Raw genomic sequence first — 17,012 nt, forward strand, 5'->3', positions numbered from 1 at the left:
CAGCGATGGTGGTCCGCGGCTTCTTCCCGCGGACCACGCCGCTGATTCCCATCTGGGCCATCAACCGCTCCACCGTGCACCGAGCCACCTCGTGACCAGACGACCGCAGATGCAGCCAGAGTTTGCCGGCTCCGAACAGCCGCACAAACCGGACCTCACGGGCCTTCTCGATCACCGCGATCAACTCAACATCGCGCAGTTCCTTCTTACTGGGTTGACGATTCCGGTTGTCGTAATAGGTGGATGGGGCGATCTTGCAGCCATGCTCAGACAGCACGCGGCAGATCGGCTCGACCCCGAAACGATCCTTGTGATCGTCGATGAACGCCACGATCACTTGTGTGGGCGGTCGAGCTCCGCCGCGAAGAAAGTCGCTGCCGATTTCAAGATCTCGTTCGCCCGGCGCAGTTCGGCGTTCTCCCGCTTCAGCGCCCTCAACTGCTCCGATTCCTCGCTGGTCACACCCGGGCGCCGCCCGGCATCAATCTCGGCTCGACGGACCCACTTACGCAGCGTCTCGGCCGAGCCGATGCCCAGCTTCGACGCGACCGACCTGATCGCCTCGAACTCTGAGCCGTACTCAGCCTTGGACTCAGCAACCATCCGGACCGCGCGCTCACGGATCTCGGGCGAATACGACGACGGACGTCCCATGGACTTCATCCTTCCAACAAATGAAGTCTCCAGACACTCCGGGGTGACTCAGCATGTCGGCTGAGGCCGCGTGCGGCGGATGTGCGCCTCGGTCGTGGGAGAGTTGGTGGACCATGACGATCTTCACGTTTCACCTTGCGGAGCTTCGGCCGATGACTACGGCCGGGGCGCTGTGGAAGGCGCCTACTGCGCCTGGATTGCGGTACGCCGAGTGTTTGGCGCTGATGCGGTTGGGTGCGCCGACTGTGTCGCCGGATCGGATGCAGTTGCGGCGGATGGCGATGTTTGCGCGGTGGGAGGACGAGGCGGCGATCGAGGCGTTTCTGGCGGATGACCGGTTGGGTAGGGAGTTGGCGGCGGGCTGGCATGTGCGGCTGGAGTTCTTGCGCCGATGGTCGAAGCTCGCGGCGTTGCCTGACCTTCCGGCGCGAGCGGGGGAGTGGAATCCTGCCGAGCCTGTTGTGGCGGTGACGTTGGCGCGGATGCGGCTTTTGGAGGTGCCGCGATTCCTTAAGTGGGGCAAGCCGGTGGAGCGACTGGTTCGCGATCATCCGGGGACCACGTTGGCGTTGGCTGCGATGCGGCCGCCGCACACGATCTCCACGTTCTCGGTGTGGCGATCGGTGCAGGAGATGGAAGCGATGGTGCACGGTCGGAGCGCCGTACCGGAAGCTGACCGGCATGCCGCCGCAATGGGTGAACGCAGGCGCAGGGACTTTCACCATGAGTTTGCGACTCTGCGGTTCCGGCCGTTGTCGGAGCACGGCTCGTGGCAGGGACGCAGCGCCTTCGTACCCAGCTAGCGCGGCGTACCTCGTTAACTGGGGCGGCGGCCCCAGGCCGAGATCAGTGGCGCGAGGGTGAGGTCGAGTTCACCGGCGTGGATGGCGGCCAGGTGCGCGTCGAGCTCGGTGTCGTCGGCCAGACCGGCCGTGAGCAGTTCGCCGCGTACGTGCCGGATGGTCGCAGCCTCTAGCTGGTTGCAGGCTGGCCCGCCGACCGGGAAGGAGCCCGCTGCGGCGACCTCCACTAGACCGGCTTCCCGCAAGGTCCGCGGTAGCGTCCGGCCGTAGCGCAGGTCTGCGCCGCGGCGGGTCAACAGCTCCCGGACCGCGTTGCGCAGCCGGTTGGCACGCTGCTGTGCAGGGCCGCTCTCATCCAGACAGGCCAGCGGCTGGAGAGCGGTGTCGGCGTCCTCGAGCAGCAGCCAGCCGCCAGGTCGCAGCGCGGCCACCATGGTGGCCAACGCCCGGGCGCGGTCAGGGAGATGGACCAGCACGAGCCTGGCGTGCACCAGATCGAATGTCCCCGGCTCTGGCGGCGGATCAGCGACGACGTCGTGGCGACGCACGTCGTACCCGTCGCCTGCAGTCAGCCACGACGGATTGATGTCTGTGGCCAGCACGTACCCGGTCGGACCCACGGTCGCCGCCAGCGCCTCCGGGATGCTGCGGCCGCCGGCCCCGACTTCCCAGCAGCGTGCCCCGGGCCCGATGCCTAGCCGATCCAAATGTCCCCGGGTCACACCGTCGAACAACTCGGCCAGCCAGGTGAACCGTTCACCTGCCTCGGCACGCGCGTTGTCCAGGAGGTAGCCCTGTGGGCTGTCAGGTTGGTCAAGTGAAGTCACCACTCCATCATGCAACCAACTTTGACGTCGTAGGCGTGTCTAACCCGGTATCAACGACGGGGAGGTCCGATGAGTGATCGGGACGAGGCGTTCCAGGCGTACTTCGCAGCACGCTCCGACGCGATGCGCGGTACGGCGTACCTGCTGTGCGGCGACTGGCATCGCGCGGAGGACCTGGTCCAGCAGACGTTCACGAAGATCTATCTGGCGTGGCGCCGGATCCAGCGGCACGAGGTGATGGACAGCTACACCAGGCAGACCCTCATCCGGACGTTCCTTTCCGAGCGGCGCCGGGGGTGGTTCCGCAACGAGTCGGTCGGAGCCCCGGTGACCGAGCGGGCAGCGCCGTCGGTAGGGCTGGCCGACGACCGGCTGGTGCTACTGGAGGCGCTGGCGAAGGTGCCGCCGAGGCAACGCGCCGTACTGGTTCTGCGGTACTGGGAAGACCAGTCCGTCGAACAGACGGCTGAGCTCCTCGATTGTTCGGCCGGAAATGTCAAAAGCCAGGCTGCGCGTGGGTTGACGACGCTGCGCGGTCTACTGGAAGAGGAGAAGGTTCGATGAACGAAGAGGATCTCAACGAGGCCATGCGCGACGAGATGGTGCGCAGCAGTCCGCCGCCGTCGATGGATCCGGCCGGCGCGCTCGACCAGGCTCGTCGGGTGCGCAAGCGGCGCCGCGCTACCTGGGCCGGGCTGGCCGTTGTACCGCTGGTGGCCGGCGTCGTGGCCGCTCCCACAGCGATCGCGCATTTCACCGACAGCCGGTCGGTGGGCCAGGTAGTGGCAGGCAGCCCCAGTACGACGCCGTCCTCCGCACCGTCATCCGCGCCGAAGTCGGTGGCTCCGCCGGCGGCAATCTCCACCGTGGTCCCGTCGACCCGCAAGACCAATGACCCGTGGCCGGAGGGCCAGACGGATCGCACAGCGAAGGCGGGCCCGCGCGCCGCCCGCTCAGTGACGTTGATGGAGGACCTGAGCTCGTCGGTACCGGCTGGGTTCACTGCGCCGAACTTGAAGTACCCGGACGGCCGGGCCATGCGGTCGCCGCAGAGCCAGTACGCGTCGAATGACGGGGAACCGGACTACTGGGAGTACCAGGCGTCCATCCCGGTGCAGAAAGACAACCGGGTCGGCCAGTTGTTCGTGCAGTCGACCACTCCGGACAGCAAGCGGGCCACGGCTCCCTGCAAGCTGGCCCAGAGCTTCTGGGGCGGGACCGGCAGCTGCACAGTCCTGGACGTCGACGGTAAGAAGGTCGCCGTGGTGACCACCAAGGGCCGCGACAGCTTCGACCAGTGGGCCGCCTACCGCCACGACGACGGCACCGTGGTCTTCCTCGCTCAGGTGAAGAAGACCGACCTCCCGAATCGCCAGCCGTTGGCACAGCCGGTCTTCACCCCCAGTCAGCTGGCCGAACTGGTGACGTCAGACAAGTTCCACATCAACAGCTAATCCTGGTAGCTCGCCGTGACCTCTGACCGATCAGATGCACTGCGGTCGCGAGCAGACACAGCCAGGTCAGGGCGAGCGTCCAGCCGCCCAGTACGTCGGTCGCCCAGTGGTAGCCGAGATAGATCCGGCTGAGGCCGACCGCCGCGCTGAGCAGGACGGCCAGCGCGACGACCGCGATTTTGATGGTGATCGCGGCGTTCGAGCGCCAGAGGAGGGCAGCGAGCAGGGCGAAGAACACCAGCGAGCTCAGGCTGTGTCCGGAGGGAAACGAGAAGCCGGTGCTCACCGTCCCGAGCACGATTGAGGAGTCGGGACGCTGGCGGCCGATCAGAAGTTTCAAGCCGTAGGTGAGCCCGGCCGCTCCGAGCATGCCGACCACGAGGACGAGCGCGGGCTGCCAGCGCCTCGTGCCGGCGCGGAGGAACAGCGCCACGATGACAGTGAGCCCGGTCAGGACCGGGATCTCGCCGAGCGTCGTGACAACCCGCGCGACCGAGGTGAGTCCGCCGATCCGATGATCGACCACGGTCGCCGTCAGGTGCGGGTCGAAGGCGGCCAGGTCGTCGCCCTCGGTGGCTGCATCAGCGAGTGCGACGAAGGCCGTCGTACCGATGGCGACGGCGATCAGACCGGCGGCGACTCGTGCTCTGCTCATCAGCCGCCATGCTATTACCCCGCCGGAAGTGCCTACGCGGAGCGATGCAGGCTGCCGAGCCAGGAGTCGACCGTGTCGTACGCCGTTGCTCTGGGTTCGACCTGACTCAGGAAGACGTCGTGGCGCGCACCGGGGACGACCACGACCGTGGTCCGGTCTCCGAGGTGAGGTGCCCAGCGGGCGATCTGCTGGACGTCGAGTACGGCGTCCGCGCGGTCGACGGCATCGCTGTAGGAGCTGGAGAAGTGGCTCCGGTCGGAGTGCAGGACCAGGGTCGGAACGCCGACCTCCAGCCCCTTGTGTACCTTCCGATGCCCCCTTCGGACGGCGTTGAGCCAGCCGACAGTCACCGGAAACCCCACCAGCGGCTTCAGAACCGTGTCGAAGTCCCACTCGCCGGTCCCGGAGACGTGCAGGGAGGTCCCGTAGACGCCGCCGACCGGCGCCGGCAGAACGCGCAGTGGAATGACGCGGGCGAGCGGGACCAGGGCCCAGGTGATCGGTCCACGGAGCGTGGAACTGCCCTGCTGGTCGAGCCAGGGGCTGTTGAGGACCAGTGCGGCGACGGGGGCCGGATTCCCGTTGCGGCGTCGGCGGTCGAGCCAGAGGGGAGCGATCAGCCCGCCGGTCGAGTGGGCGACGACGGTGATCGGCACGCCTGGGTGTTCCCGGGCCACGAGGTCGACGCTCCGGTCGAGCTCCGCGTCGTACCAGGCCAAGTCGGAGACGTAGTGAGCAGTCTGGCCGGGGCGGCGCGCTCGGCCACACTTGCGCAGGTCCAGCGCGTAGAACGCGGCGCCACGGCCAGCGAAGAAGTCGGCGAGTCCGGTCTGGAAGAAGTAGTCGGCGAAACCGTGGACGTAGAGCACCACCGAACGGGGCTCGGCGGGCGCGGTACGTCGTACCAGGACCGCTTCGGCCTCGCCTTCGCCGTCGGGGTCGGCCCCGAGGACGATGGTGTGCTGCTGGTAGTCGTCACCGAGCTGGTCGGGCTTCCAGGTGGTCATCGGCATCCTTGTCGCGGGTGGTAACCGGGTTGGTGCAGTCACCAGCATCCCAGGTGGCGAGGATGACCGGATCGGCGCTAGTTCAGCGTGAGGTTCGCCCAGAGTTTCTTGTGGTCGGAGTTCGGGGTGGAGACGACGTCGGAGGAGTTGGCGGTGAAGGCGGAGGCCTTCATGAAGACGTAGTCGATCTTGTTGCCGCCGTCACCGGTTGCGGGGCCGCCGCGGGTGCAGCAGCCGTTGGCCTCGGTGTGGGTGCCGACGGCACCACCGCCGTACGCCGGTCGGTACATCGCGTCGAGGGCGTCGTCGGTCGGGGTCAGGTTGAAGTCGCCACCCACGAAGGCGGGGTGACCGGCGGCCGCGTAGTCGGCGAGGATGCCGGCCACTGCGTTGACCTGGGCGCCGCGGGTCCCGTCACCGTGGAAGTCGATGTGGGTCGAGCAGGCGATGAAGTTCTGCGGTGACAGCATCGCGCAGACCATCTTGCGCGGTTCGTTGCCGTGCGGATTCGGCAGCGTCCAGACCTTGTACCAGTCACGAGTGCCGCGGGTGACCAGCGCGATGCCGTAGTCCGTACCGTCATCGCACTTGTGTGCGGTCGGCACGTGGATGACCTGGTAGTCGCGGGCCGCCAACTGGTTGCGGATCCGGTTGGCCTGCCCGGCGCACACCTCCTGCAGCGTGGCGGTGCGCGGGCTGCGGGTGATGATCGAGTCGACGACCTCGTCGGCCACCGTGAGCCGACCGTCGTTGCACTTGTTGCCGCACAGGTTGAAGCTCAGATTCCCGAAGCTGTAGGCAGCCGCGGCCGGGCCCGCACTGAGGGTTCCAGTGACGGCGATCGCGGCCAACGCCGCGGTGAGTAGACGACGAATCATGACCAAGCTCCTGGGGCGGAAGGGGCGGGACGGAGCCATGCTGACACAGATCTCCTTCTGCGCCAGGGGAAAGTTGCCGCTTGTTGCATCAGCTCCGGCGTTCTCCCGTCTGCCGAGCGGCCCCCGCCCCCTCTAGGCTGCAGCGGAGTCATCCGCGTAGAGGGGTACATGTTGAGTCTTCGGCCACGTCGGGTTCCTCCAGTCCTGAGCTTTCTGCGTGTGCTCGCAGTTCTGGCATTCGTGGAGGCGAGCATCGCGCTCCTGTTCGTTGAGGAGTCAGGCGATCTCCGCGTCACCCTCTGCGCGATCGTCGCCATTGCGATCGCCGTCATCACCCTGGTGTCCGCACCGGCCACGCGACCGTTTCCTGCGCTGGCCGGCCGTCGTCGCTCCGGTACGGCGGGGTTCGGCCGCCTGCTCGTAGTTGTCTGCTGGTTGTTGCGGGTCGGCGTCGCCGGTGTGGCCGCTGGGTACATCGCCTGGAACGCGGACTCCGACGCCATCCAGCCGTACGCCGCCGTACTCGTCGCGCTGTCGATGATCCTGCTGGTCATCACCCAGTGGGGACAGCACCTCGCCGGCTTTGTGACGGCGGTCGACGAGTTGCGCGGTGCCGGTCTCGCGCGTCGCGTGGTAGCGATTGTGGTCGCGGCCGTCACCGCCGGAGTCTCCAGCTATCTGGCTGCCCTCGGCGAGCGTTTCCGCAGCCTGGTCATGGACCCCGTCTGGGACCACACGCGAGAGCAGTGGGGTCTGCCGGACTTCCTGGCCGGCATCGTCGTCGCGCTGGTCGGCTTCCTGGGCCTCGCGCTGATCGCAAGCCTCGTGGGCGCCGCAATGCTCTCGATCGCCTTCGCCATCGGCCCGTGGACCCGCCTCGGCCGGTGGCTCATCAAGTACTCGCCCGTCAAATACACGCGAGCGGTCAGCGTCGCCCGCATCAGCGTCGTCGGGATGTATGCCACCTTCCCCGTCGCCCCTAACGAGCGGGCCACCCGCTGGATCTACAAAGGCGTGCGCGACAGCTCAGGACCGCTGGACGCGATCTTCCTCAGCATGTTGGCCAACGACGTTGCCGCGGCGGCCGCCGTACTGGCACCGGCGGGTGGCAGCATCGTCCTGCGTGTGGTCGGCGATCACGAGGAGATCGTCTTGGAGCGCGGGCCCGGGGAGACCGAGTTGCTCCACAAGTTCCCCGAAGCAGCGGCACTGCGCCGGATCAGATTGGCTCTCCAGAACATCGAGCTCGGCCTCCCCTCAACAGTGCGCGGCTCGACCGAACCCGACGCACTCGACCGCGATTGGTCCAGCACGCACGAGGAGCCCAGCTGGTTCTCCGAACCCACCCACGAGGACCTCGCCAAGGAAGTTCTCCGCTATCCGCCCGGCGCACCGTGGGTCCGCGAACGCCTCGGCCTCCCCGCCTTCCACCTGGACTGGTAAGCGTCGGTCAGAACATGCTGTTGTTGTTGGCCGAGGTCGCTGGGATGTCCTGAATGACATCCCAGTGCTCAATCACTTTGCCGTCCTCGACCCGGAAGAAATCGGCGAGCGCCTGGCCCGGCTCACCCGGCTTGAGTACCAGGTTGGCATGCGTCACGACAATGTCGCCTTCGGCAACGACCCGCTTGATGTCCAGCCGGAGCTCAGGATTCTCGCTCCGCAACCACTTCACGAACCCGATGAAAGCCTCGGTGCCGTCGGCCGCCATCGGATTGTGCTGGACATACCGATCGCCGACATAGCGGGCGACCGCCTCCTCCGGCTCGCCGCCGAAGGCAGTCTGGTAGTAGTCGAGAACGATCTGCTTGTTCCGCTCTACGTCACTCATAGCGCTGACCGTAGAGCAGCGCATCCGGCACCGCTAGTACCCACTTTCAGGTAACCAACGCACCTGGACGACTGATCGTCTCGTTGCGCTGGGCAACCAAGCCCGGACACGCCGCGGCCGGTGCTGGTCATGACGTGATCCTCGTCTGCAGGTTGACTGTGGTGCCCGCGATGCCGGTGGTGACTGTGACCCGATTGACCAGCCCGCGCATCAGGGCGAGGCCACGGCCGCGTTGGATGTCTTCGACAGGCCTGGGCTGCCGCCACTGACCGCCGTCCGCGACTTTCAGTTCGATGTCGTCCGCAGTCACGGTGCCGGAGACCTGGATGTGTTGCGTCGGGTCGAGACCGCAGCCGTGTTCCATGGCGTTGGCGCAGGCTTCTCCGGCCGCAACGAGCACATTCTGTACGGCGAGCTGTTGCAGGCCGCAGCGCTGTAGCCAGCTCCGCAGGGTCGCCCGCAGCGGCGCCAGCTGAGTGAACTCGGCCGGTACGGCGATTTCCAGCGGCCCCGGATGGCGATACACGAGCAGCGCCACGTCGTCCTCGTAGCCGGAGGCGGGTGCGAGTTCGTCCATCAGGCCCGTGGCGAGTTCGTCCATCGGGTCACTGCGCCGGCGGAGCAGGGCCGCGGCTGCTTTCGCCATCCCTTCGTCCAAAGACTGCCGGCGGCGTTCGACCAGGCCATCGGTGTAGAGAAGCAGCGTGGCTCGCCCCGGTACGACGTACTCCGCTTCAGGGCGTTTGATCTCCGGCCTGACCGCGAGCGGGATCGATCCACCGCCGTCGAGCGACTGGATCTGACCGTCGGGCAGTCCGACGAGCGCAGGTGGATGCCCGGCGCTTGAGTAGATCAGCTGGCCGGTCTGTGGGTCGAGGACACCACAGAAGACCGTCGAGCAGTCCGCTCCGGGAATGGTCGCGGCGAATCGGTCCAACGCGGTCAGAGTCTGGGCTGGCCCGGTGTCCTGGAGCAGGAGCGCGCGGCATGCGCTGCGAAGCTGGCCCATCACGGCGGCGGCCTCTAGGCCCCGGCCGACACAGTCACCCACGACGATGCCGATCCTGCCGTCCCTGAGCTCGACGGTGTCACACCAGTCGCCGCCTACCTTCAGCGGGCTGACCGCAGGTTGGTAGCGGACCGCGAAGCCGTCCGGTAGCTGGGAAGGACCGAGAATCGCTCGCTGCAAGGCAACCGCTGCTTCGCGTCCGGGGGCGCCGCTGCCAGTCATCGGGACCCTTCGGTGTGAGCTCTCTGCCGCAGAACTTGATCACGCCCCGACTTTGGAGTCAACGACCCTGGCTGCTCTCCTGACTTTCAGTCACTGAAAGTGTGCAGTAAGTCGTCCTCCGCACGCTGGCAGTCCCACTTCTCAGCACCACTGGAGGGCCTGCCATGTCAGTCACCGAGTCTGAAGTCGACCTCACCGAACTCACGGCGCGCATCGTCGCCAACGACCTCGACAGTCTCACCTTCCGTGGTGAGATCGTGGACGGTCACCTTGTCCCCGAGGGTCTGCTCGGCGACCAGGCCGCGATGGACGCGGTGCCGGTCGGGATCTACGTCCTGGAGACCGACGGTCTGCTGACCGCCTGCAACCAGACCGCGATCGACGCCTGGGGCCGGAAGCCGGCGCTCGGGGCCAGTGAGCGGTACTGCGGCGCGCACCAGCTCCGCTACCCGTCCGGCGAGGTCATGCCGCACTCGAGCGCCCCGCCGTCGGTCGTGATCCGCAACGGCGGCACCGTCCGCAACGCCGATGTCATCTGTGAGCAGCCGAGCGGCTTCCGCCTGCTGGCGCTGGTGAACGTCTTCCCGATCCGCAACGCGGCCAACGACGTCGTCGGCGCGGTCAACATCTTCCGCCACAACACCGACAAGCTGGTCCCCGGCCTCAACTGACAGCAGCCTGGACCGACCACAGCCTCAACTGGCAAGAAGTGGATCTCCGCAACGCCCCACCGGGCCTCCCGCGCCCGGTCCGCGTTGGCGGAGATCCACTTCTGTCCGTCCTGGTTGCTAGCCGGCGCGGCTCGACGTCGCAGCCAGCTCGCGGTGGACCTCCCCGCAGGGCGAGTGCGTGAGGTCCTGCCGGGCCCGGGCCTTCAGCCTGAGGAAGTCGGGGCTCGGGGCGATCCCGAGGTCGTGCGTCAGGGCGTCGAGGAAAGTGGCGAGCCGATGCCGGGCGTGGGCGAGACGCCCGTGGGCCAGGTCGGCCTCGACGATGGTGATGATGGCGAGTTCGTTGTAGGGATCGTCGACGAGCATCTGGTGGGCGTATTCGAGGGACTCGTCGACCTGGCCGCGTTCGCCGTGGATCTGGACGAGACGTAGCAGCGCCTCGCGCTGCAGCGACTGGTAGCGGCGGCGGTACGGCGTGAGCCATTGCTGCTGTGCGTCGTCGTCTTCGAGGAGCCGCCGGTTCATGTGCCCGACGACCTGTCCGTAGTAGAAGCAGGCGCGCTGGGCGTCGCCGTGATTGTCGCTGATACGGCCTTGGTCGAAGAGGCGGTCGACCTCGGCGGTGTCGGTCCACCACTGGTCGTCGGCCTCGAAGCGGTAGAAGTTGTTGGTGCTGCGACGCACGTACGACGACTCTTCGCCGGGGCGCAGGTCCGGTTCGAGCATGCGGCGCAGGCAGTGCATGGCCACGTGGAAACTGCTGGTGGCCTTGTCCGGTGCGGCGGCCGGGAACGCCAGCTCGATCAGTTCGTCGATCGAACGCGGCTGGCCCGGGTTGAGCAGGAAGCACTTCAGCAACAGCTGAGCCTTCTCCCTGCGTTGACTGCGCTGTCCCAACGCCTCGTCTCCTCGGAAGACGCGGAACGGCCCGAACATGTATGCGCGATAGACCGCTGTGTGCTCGCGCTCTCTGGGATGAACCCATGCCAGCGGCTCAAGCATCCCCACTCTACGGTTAACGCTATTCACTCTAGCTATCCTCCGTAACCCCAGTCTATCGGTATACGGCTTGTTAACGAGGTTAAGCGTGAGTGTTGTTCACTCTAGTTGTCAAGCGTTACTGTTTGCTGGTGAAGGGCGCTCCCTGACGTGGGCCCTGAGGCCGGAGGTTTGGCAATGATTCAGCGTGAATCCAGAGACGAGGGTCCCGACCGGCCCGTTCTCACCCGCCGGGAACGGCAGCGGCTCGCGACCTTCGACGAGATCGTCGAGCTCGGGCGGTCGATGCTGCGCGACGGCCGCGAGGTGACGTTGCGGGCGCTGGCCACGGAGATGGGGCTGACGCCGCCCGCGCTGTATCGCTACGTCAAGAACCCGGCGGCGCTCAACGAACTGCTCTCGGACGCGATCTTCGCCGACGTCGTGCGGGAGATGGTCGAGGCCGGCGAGGTGTACGGCGACCAGGATCCCGCGGCTCAGATCGTGGCGGCCGCGACCGCGTTCCGGGACTGGGCGCTGGACAACAAGTCCGAGTTCCAGCTCGTCTTCGTGACCAACTCACTCTCCGGTGAGCGGACTATCCGGACCGAGGCGGACAGTGCCACGCACCCGCTGTCGCGAGGCGTCAGTGGTAACGCGGCCACTGGGGTCGAGCTGTTCGCGGACCACTTCGGCGGCGCCCTGGCGAGGCTGGCGAAGCAGCGGCCCTTCCCGGTGCCCGCACCGCAGGACCTCGATCCGGAGTTCGTGGCTGTCCACAGTCAGGCCTCGGGAGCGCAGTCCGAGCTGGCCGCGTTGCTCGGCAAGAATGCGCTCGGCATGGTCTGGTTGTTCGAGTTCGCCTGGGCGCAGTTGTTCGCGATCGTGACGCTGGAGGTCTACGGGCACATCCGGCCGCAGCTGATCAAGTCCGGGGTGTTGTTCCGGGCCCAGATGCGCGAGATCGGCAGTCGTGTCGGCATGGGCGAGGACTGGGACCGGCTGATCGGCGTCAGCCAGGCTGTCGCCGAGCGCCGGGCAAGGCAGCGGGCGGGCATCGAGTAGACCGCTGCGACTTACGCCGGAGATAGGCCGCGCGTAAGTCGCCGAGCGGATGGTGGCAGAACATCCGCTGTGAGGAGGTCATGTGCTCAGGTGCCTCGTAATCATCGGGCGGGGAGCCCCCGCCCTGCAGGCGATCCGTGCCGTCCGTGACCTGAATGCGGACCTGCCGCCGGATCGGCAGGTGCGTGCGGTCGTGCTCCACCTCAGAGAGGACCGGTCCGCGCGCTTCGTCCGCGATGCCGACGTTGCTGTGGAGTTCGGGTCGTCCACTCTGCTGCAGGTGCTGATAGACGCAGCCGCAGACGCCGTCTGGTACGGCGGTTGGCCCGAGCAGGAAGACAGCACACGAGAAGCCTGCCGGGCTCTCGGCATCCCGCTGTTCGGCGGTGAGCCCGTCGTACCGGGAGTCGTCGTTGGCCCGGTTGTTGCCGTTGGCATCGATCAGCTGAGGAACGCCGTTGGCCTGCCCTCGGTCACTCCCGTCGTGATGCCGTCAGCATTCGTCGCCACGGCGCAACTGCAGCTGGTTGACCTGGACAACGGGTCAGAGCTCGGTCGCCGGATACGTCTGCTGGAGTTGCCCGGCGGCGCGGGAATCCACGTCGACCCCGGTGTCTCTCAAGGTGATGCGGTGTGTGCCCTGGGGCGCCCCGTGCTGGCGCGGATCACCGCGTACGGCGCGACTGCGCACGAGGCAGTCGCGCGCCTGGGACGCGCCGTGGCCAGTACGACGGTTGTCGCAGACGGCGCAACCACCACCAAGGGCGAGCTCTTGACGGAGCTCACGGATGGTCGTCCGCGGACTGCCGGCCGGGTCGCGCTGGTTACCGCGGCAGTTGAGGCGTACGCCCGGGCGCTCGCCGAGGACGTGGCGACATTCCTGGACACTGCCGCGCGTGGGCTGCCTGCGCTGGGGGCGGACGACGGGCACACCGTGCATCTAGGGCTCGACGGAATCACCTATCACGTGCACGTGCTCCAGCGAGCCGAGGACATCTATCACCTCTCCATCCAGAGCGAGGCCGGCGCCGCCGACGTCGAGGTGCACGTCGAAAGCCTGGACCCGTTCCGGCGACGGCTGACCATGGACGACTCAGCGATCCTCGTCGTCACCTCGGCGCATGCGGGCTTCGAGCTGGTCGAGGTCGGGGGTCATCCGATCCGGATCGAGCACCGCGACGGGTCGATCCTGCGCTCGCCGATCCCGGCCATCGTCGTTCAGCAGTCCGTTGCTGCGGGCAAGCGTGTCGTGGCCGGTACGCCGCTCGCCGTACTGGAGTCGATGAAGCTCGAGTCGGTGGTCCGCGCGCCGTTCGACTGCGAGGTCGGGGAGTGGTACGTCCGGCCCGGAGCGCAGGTCGCGTACGGCGCTCCGTTGGTTCGCGTCGGGTCGGTTCTGCTGGAAGCTCAGCGGCCGGCGACCGACGAGGTCCTGGGCGGAGCCGGCCAACCGAGTTCGCGGCCCGGCCGGTACGACGAGATGCTGGCGCAGATCCTCGGATTCGATGCCGACGAAGCGATCACGAGTGCTGGACTGGCGGCGTACCGGATGGCGTCTGGTGGTCCGCCTTGCGCCGAAGAGATCAACCTCCTGGCCGTGTACGCCGATCTGGGCGATCTGTTCCTCCGTGATGACGCGTTTCACCACTACCTGCGATCGCACACCTTGGACGACGGACTCCGGAGCCGGCTCGAATGCCTGTCGTCCTGGTACGGCGTTGCGGCACCACCGTCGGCCGATCTGCTCCTCCGAATCTGCAGGGCACATCGCCGGCACGACTCGACGGCCAAGCAGGTGGCCGCCGCGGTGCTCCAGCGCTGGCTCCACGAGAGCCCCTCAAGTGAGACAGGGGCACGGGCAGTCCTCGACCGGCTGTCCGAGCAGGGGCGAGCGCGGGACCTTCGGGATCTTGCCCTGGCGGTCCGCCACCTTTGGTACGAGCGATCGATGCGGGGTCCGGCCGTCGATCGGCCGGATCGGCTGGAGCTGTTCCAGGTCAAGCGCCTGCCGTCAGATGTGCTGCTGTACGACTGCGTGGCAGCTGACAACCCGTCCGATCGCCGGTTGGTAGCGATCGGCGAGGTGGACGACTCGAACGGCGTCGTACAGGTCGTCAAAGAATGCATGGCTGCGGTGCGGGTGGCCCGGGCCACAGGGCACGCTCGTCCAGGCCGCGTCCACCTCTGGATCCACGGTGCCGAATACCAGGAGATCGACGAACTGGCGGCGCTCGTCGACGATCCGGACCTGGAAGAACTGATCCTGTCCGGGCGGCCGAGCCGGCGACTGACACTTGATCCGCTGAGCCGCGCGCCGGTGGTCTCCGATGCTGAGGATCTGGATGAGCCGCTGCAGCCGTTCGATGCGGACGGTCTGCGAACCAGGCAGGCGAGTGCACGTGGGTATTCCAGTCCGCACAGCCTGGGAGCGTTTCTCGCCGGAGCGGAAGGCTCTTTCACGGAGCTCGACCTCGACGCGCTGGGGGATCTAGTCCCGGTGGATCGTCCCCGCGGCGCCGCCGGGATCGTCGTCGGGCTGGTCACGACGGTGACGCCCGCGTATCCCGAGGGGATGACCCGAGTACTGATGTGCGGTGACTCGACTCGTGCGCTGGGTGCGGTCGCCGAGCCGGAATGCCGCCGGATCATCGCTGCCATCGACCTTGCCGAGCGGCTCGGTGTGCCGGTCGAATGGTTCGCGCTGTCCTCCGGGGCGCGGATCTCGATGGACTCCGGCACGGAGAACATGGACTGGGTGGCCGCTGCCTTGCGCAGGATCGTCGAGTTCACGCAGGCCGGCGGTGAGCTGAATGTCGTGGCCGCAGGGATCAATGTCGGTGCGCAGCCGTACTGGAACGCCGAGGCGACGATGCTCATGCACACCAGGGGAGTGCTGATCATGACGCCGATGAGCGCGATGGTGCTGACCGGCAAACGATCGCTCGATTTCTCCGGCGCGGTCTCGGCCGACAGCGAGGTGGGCATCGGCGGCTACGCCCGCGTCATGGGCCCGAACGGGCAAGGCCAGTACTGGGCCCGGGACCTGGCCGGCGCGGCGGGTCTGCTGCTACGGCATTACGACCACACGTACGTCGAGCCTGGTGAGACCGGGCCACGGTGGGTGCCGACCGTCGACCCGGCCGATCGGGACATCAGCGAGTACCCCCATGCCGTCGACGGTTGCGACTTCCGGACGGTGGGCGAGATCTTCTCGGTCGAGCACAACCCGGATCGCAAGAAGGCCTTCGACATCCGGACGGTGATGCGTGCGGTCATCGACCAGGACTCGACCCCGCTGGAGCGCTGGGCCGACATGGCCGACGCGCAGAATGCGGTCGTCCTGGACGCTCGCCTCGGTGGGCATGCCGTCTGCCTTGTCGGCGTGGAGTCGCGGCCGACGCATAGGCAGGGCGTCGTTCCCGCGGACGGACCGCCGTTGTACAGCGCCGCAACGCTGTTCCCGCAGGCGTCGAAGAAACTCGCGCGGGCCATCAATGCCGCCTCCGGAAACCGCCCGCTCGTGGTGCTTGCCAACCTGGCCGGTTTCGACGGCTCTCCGGACTCGCTGCGAAATCTGCAGCTGGAGTACGGCGCCGAGATCGGCCGCGCGGTGGTGAACTTCCGAGGGCCGATCGTGTTCTGCGTCGTGGGTCGCTACCACGGGGGCGCCTTCGTCGTCTTCTCCAAGCGACTCAATCCGAATCTGACCGTGCTGGCCGTTGCCGGTGCACGGGCCTCGGTGATCGGGGGCGCTCCGGCAGCGAACGTCGTACTGTCCGGTGAGGCACGGCGACGCGCTCGGGTCGACGGCCGCGTCGCAGCTCTCGAGGCTGATCTGCAGTCGATCACCGGGCCGGAGCGGTTGCGGATCGGCCTGGACCTCGCGGATGTCCGGGATTCCGTTCAGGCGCAGATGCTCGACGATCTCGCGCACGAGTTCGATCGGGTCCACGACGTCGACCGCGCGGTCGCGGTGGGGTCTGTCGACGCTGTGATTGCGCCGGACCAGCTCCGGCCGGCCATCATCAGGGCCGTCGAAAAGGGACTTGCCCCGCTGGAATGCAGCCGGGTCAGTTCGATGCGGACAGCCGCCGCCGAAGCGCAATGACCCGTGGGCTCGGCTGCATGCCCAGGTCGTCTCTCAGCGTCTGCACGAAGCCGTCCAGCTCCGACATCGCGGCGGCGAGGTTGCCTTGGGCCAGGTGCACCTCGACCAGGGCCGTGACCGCGCACTCGGAGTACGGATCGCGGTCCAGGATCCGCTGCGCGAAGGCCAGCACCTCGTAGCGACGGCTGCGATCGCCGTACAGCTTGAGGAGGGCATGCAGCGCCTCGTCGTGCTTGCGCTCGTGGAGATCGCGGAAATGGGCGAAGGCGTCCTCGTACAACTCCTCCGGCAGGAAGCCGCGCTGGTAGTGGTCGACGAGCTGCAGCAGCGTCGCGATCGCTGCGTCGTGATCGTCGCGCTCGGCGCTCGCCTGGACCGATCGCCACAGCCACTCCACCTCGCCGACGTCGGTCCACCAGTCGTTCTCGTTGAACGAGTAGCGCCCGGTCGCATCGGTCCGGACAAATCGGGACGGACTGCGGCTGGGTGAATCCGGATCGAGAACGCGGCGCAGGTAATGCAGCGTCACGTGCAGATTCTTGGTGCTGGACTTTCCGTTTCCGCCGGGCCACAGGACGGCACAGAGTTCGGTCGCGGTGAACGGCTGTCCGGGATTCAGCAGGAACCATTTCAGGAGTGTTCGTGCGCTTTTCCGGGTCCAGGCCTGATCGGTGATCTCGGTACTGCCGCGGACCACCCGGAAAGGGCCGAAGAGCCAGGCCTGAAAGGGCTGCTGAGGCACGAACGTTTGATTCTCTGACCGGACACCCACCGTAGCCTCCAAATGACAAAGGGTAAGGGAGTTTCGCGCCCGGTCGAACGAGTTACTCCGAGCGATGAGCGTACTACG

Annotated in this window: 17 protein-coding genes and 1 other annotated feature; of the genes, 7 read left to right on the top strand and 10 right to left on the bottom strand. The window is 67.2% G+C overall.

The annotated features are described in order from the left end of the window. A partial coding sequence (locus E1263_RS44370; protein ID WP_165956671.1) for an IS3 family transposase occupies positions 1–331 on the bottom strand: 331 nt, incomplete at its 3' end. Beyond that, positions 245–376: a sequence feature (AL1L pseudoknot), on the bottom strand. It overlaps the preceding gene by 87 nt. Beyond that, positions 334–654 carry a transposase gene (locus E1263_RS44375; protein WP_165956672.1) on the bottom strand — a complete coding sequence of 107 codons (321 nt, stop codon included), beginning with the start codon at positions 652–654 and terminating at the stop codon, positions 334–336. (Overlaps the previous feature by 43 nt.) Positions 655–767: 113 nt before the next feature. Between E1263_RS44375 and E1263_RS18405 the strand changes: the two genes are divergently transcribed. Next, the gene (locus E1263_RS18405) at positions 768–1,457 is read left to right on the top strand and encodes a hypothetical protein (RefSeq protein WP_132168941.1); all 690 of its coding nucleotides are present in this window, start codon (positions 768–770) and stop codon (positions 1,455–1,457) included. Between the two features lie 14 nt (positions 1,458–1,471). Here E1263_RS18405 and E1263_RS18410 read toward each other — a convergent pair whose 3' ends face one another. Next, positions 1,472–2,284, bottom strand: coding sequence for a methyltransferase domain-containing protein (locus E1263_RS18410; RefSeq protein WP_132168943.1), 813 nt, complete (start codon positions 2,282–2,284; stop codon positions 1,472–1,474). A 69-nt stretch (positions 2,285–2,353) separates the two neighbouring features. On the opposite strand from E1263_RS18410, the gene E1263_RS18415 reads away from it, so the two are divergent. Together E1263_RS18415 and E1263_RS18420 are read left to right on the top strand one after the other, a co-directional pair. Further along, on the top strand, positions 2,354–2,848 hold the full coding sequence (locus tag E1263_RS18415; RefSeq protein ID WP_132168945.1) for a SigE family RNA polymerase sigma factor: 495 nt from the start codon (positions 2,354–2,356) through the stop codon (positions 2,846–2,848). Continuing rightward, positions 2,845–3,738, top strand: a complete 894-nt coding sequence (locus E1263_RS18420) for a hypothetical protein (RefSeq protein WP_132168947.1) — start codon at positions 2,845–2,847, stop codon at positions 3,736–3,738. Before E1263_RS18415 ends, E1263_RS18420 begins: the two co-directional genes overlap by 4 nt. Here the strand turns inward: E1263_RS18420 and E1263_RS18425 are convergent. The 3 genes from E1263_RS18425 to E1263_RS18435 form a co-directional block, all read right to left on the bottom strand. Continuing rightward, complete coding sequence (locus tag E1263_RS18425) at positions 3,728–4,393, bottom strand: phosphatase PAP2 family protein (protein ID WP_132168949.1); 666 nt, start codon at positions 4,391–4,393, stop codon at positions 3,728–3,730. The genes E1263_RS18420 and E1263_RS18425 overlap by 11 nt on opposite strands. 32 nt (positions 4,394–4,425) lie before the next feature. Continuing rightward, positions 4,426–5,400, bottom strand: a complete 975-nt coding sequence (locus E1263_RS18430) for an alpha/beta hydrolase (RefSeq protein ID WP_132168951.1) — start codon at positions 5,398–5,400, stop codon at positions 4,426–4,428. 77 nt (positions 5,401–5,477) lie between these two features. Beyond that, positions 5,478–6,278 carry an endonuclease/exonuclease/phosphatase family protein gene (locus E1263_RS18435; protein WP_165956673.1) on the bottom strand — a complete coding sequence of 267 codons (801 nt, stop codon included), beginning with the start codon at positions 6,276–6,278 and terminating at the stop codon, positions 5,478–5,480. A gap of 219 nt (positions 6,279–6,497) precedes the next feature. On the opposite strand from E1263_RS18435, the gene E1263_RS18440 reads away from it, so the two are divergent. After that, entirely contained in the window at positions 6,498–7,721 is a 1,224-nt protein-coding gene (locus tag E1263_RS18440; RefSeq protein ID WP_132168954.1) for a hypothetical protein, read from the top strand. A gap of 7 nt (positions 7,722–7,728) precedes the next feature. Here E1263_RS18440 and E1263_RS18445 read toward each other — a convergent pair whose 3' ends face one another. Both E1263_RS18445 and E1263_RS18450 read right to left on the bottom strand, forming a co-directional pair. Then, positions 7,729–8,109 (bottom strand): nuclear transport factor 2 family protein, encoded by a 381-nt coding sequence (locus E1263_RS18445; RefSeq protein ID WP_132168956.1) that lies wholly within the window; start codon positions 8,107–8,109, stop codon positions 7,729–7,731. Between the two features lie 127 nt (positions 8,110–8,236). After that, positions 8,237–9,340 (bottom strand): ATP-binding SpoIIE family protein phosphatase, encoded by a 1,104-nt coding sequence (locus tag E1263_RS18450; protein ID WP_132168958.1) that lies wholly within the window; start codon positions 9,338–9,340, stop codon positions 8,237–8,239. Positions 9,341–9,504: 164 nt separating this feature from the next. Here E1263_RS18450 and E1263_RS18455 point away from each other — a divergent pair, with 164 nt between their 5' ends. Then, positions 9,505–10,011 (top strand): PAS domain-containing protein, encoded by a 507-nt coding sequence (locus tag E1263_RS18455; RefSeq protein WP_132168960.1) that lies wholly within the window; start codon positions 9,505–9,507, stop codon positions 10,009–10,011. 117 nt (positions 10,012–10,128) lie between these two features. Here E1263_RS18455 and E1263_RS18460 read toward each other — a convergent pair whose 3' ends face one another. Beyond that, positions 10,129–11,013: an AfsR/SARP family transcriptional regulator gene (locus E1263_RS18460; RefSeq protein ID WP_202868947.1), complete on the bottom strand. Its 885-nt coding sequence runs from the start codon at positions 11,011–11,013 to the stop codon at positions 10,129–10,131. A 174-nt stretch (positions 11,014–11,187) separates the two neighbouring features. On the opposite strand from E1263_RS18460, the gene E1263_RS18465 reads away from it, so the two are divergent. Further along, positions 11,188–12,054 carry a TetR/AcrR family transcriptional regulator gene (locus E1263_RS18465; protein ID WP_132168962.1) on the top strand — a complete coding sequence of 289 codons (867 nt, stop codon included), beginning with the start codon at positions 11,188–11,190 and terminating at the stop codon, positions 12,052–12,054. An 82-nt stretch (positions 12,055–12,136) separates the two neighbouring features. Continuing rightward, the gene (locus E1263_RS18470; RefSeq protein ID WP_202868948.1) at positions 12,137–16,162 is read left to right on the top strand and encodes a carboxyl transferase domain-containing protein; all 4,026 of its coding nucleotides are present in this window, start codon (positions 12,137–12,139) and stop codon (positions 16,160–16,162) included. Here E1263_RS18470 and E1263_RS18475 read toward each other — a convergent pair. After that, a complete protein-coding gene (locus E1263_RS18475) occupies positions 16,125–16,904 on the bottom strand; it encodes an AfsR/SARP family transcriptional regulator (protein WP_165956674.1) in 780 nt (259 codons plus the stop codon). The genes E1263_RS18470 and E1263_RS18475 overlap by 38 nt on opposite strands. Between the last annotated feature and the right edge of the window lie 108 nt (positions 16,905–17,012).

It is taken from the genome of Kribbella antibiotica, from assembly GCF_004349055.1.
GTDB classification, from domain to species: Bacteria; Actinomycetota; Actinomycetes; order Propionibacteriales; family Kribbellaceae; genus Kribbella; species Kribbella antibiotica.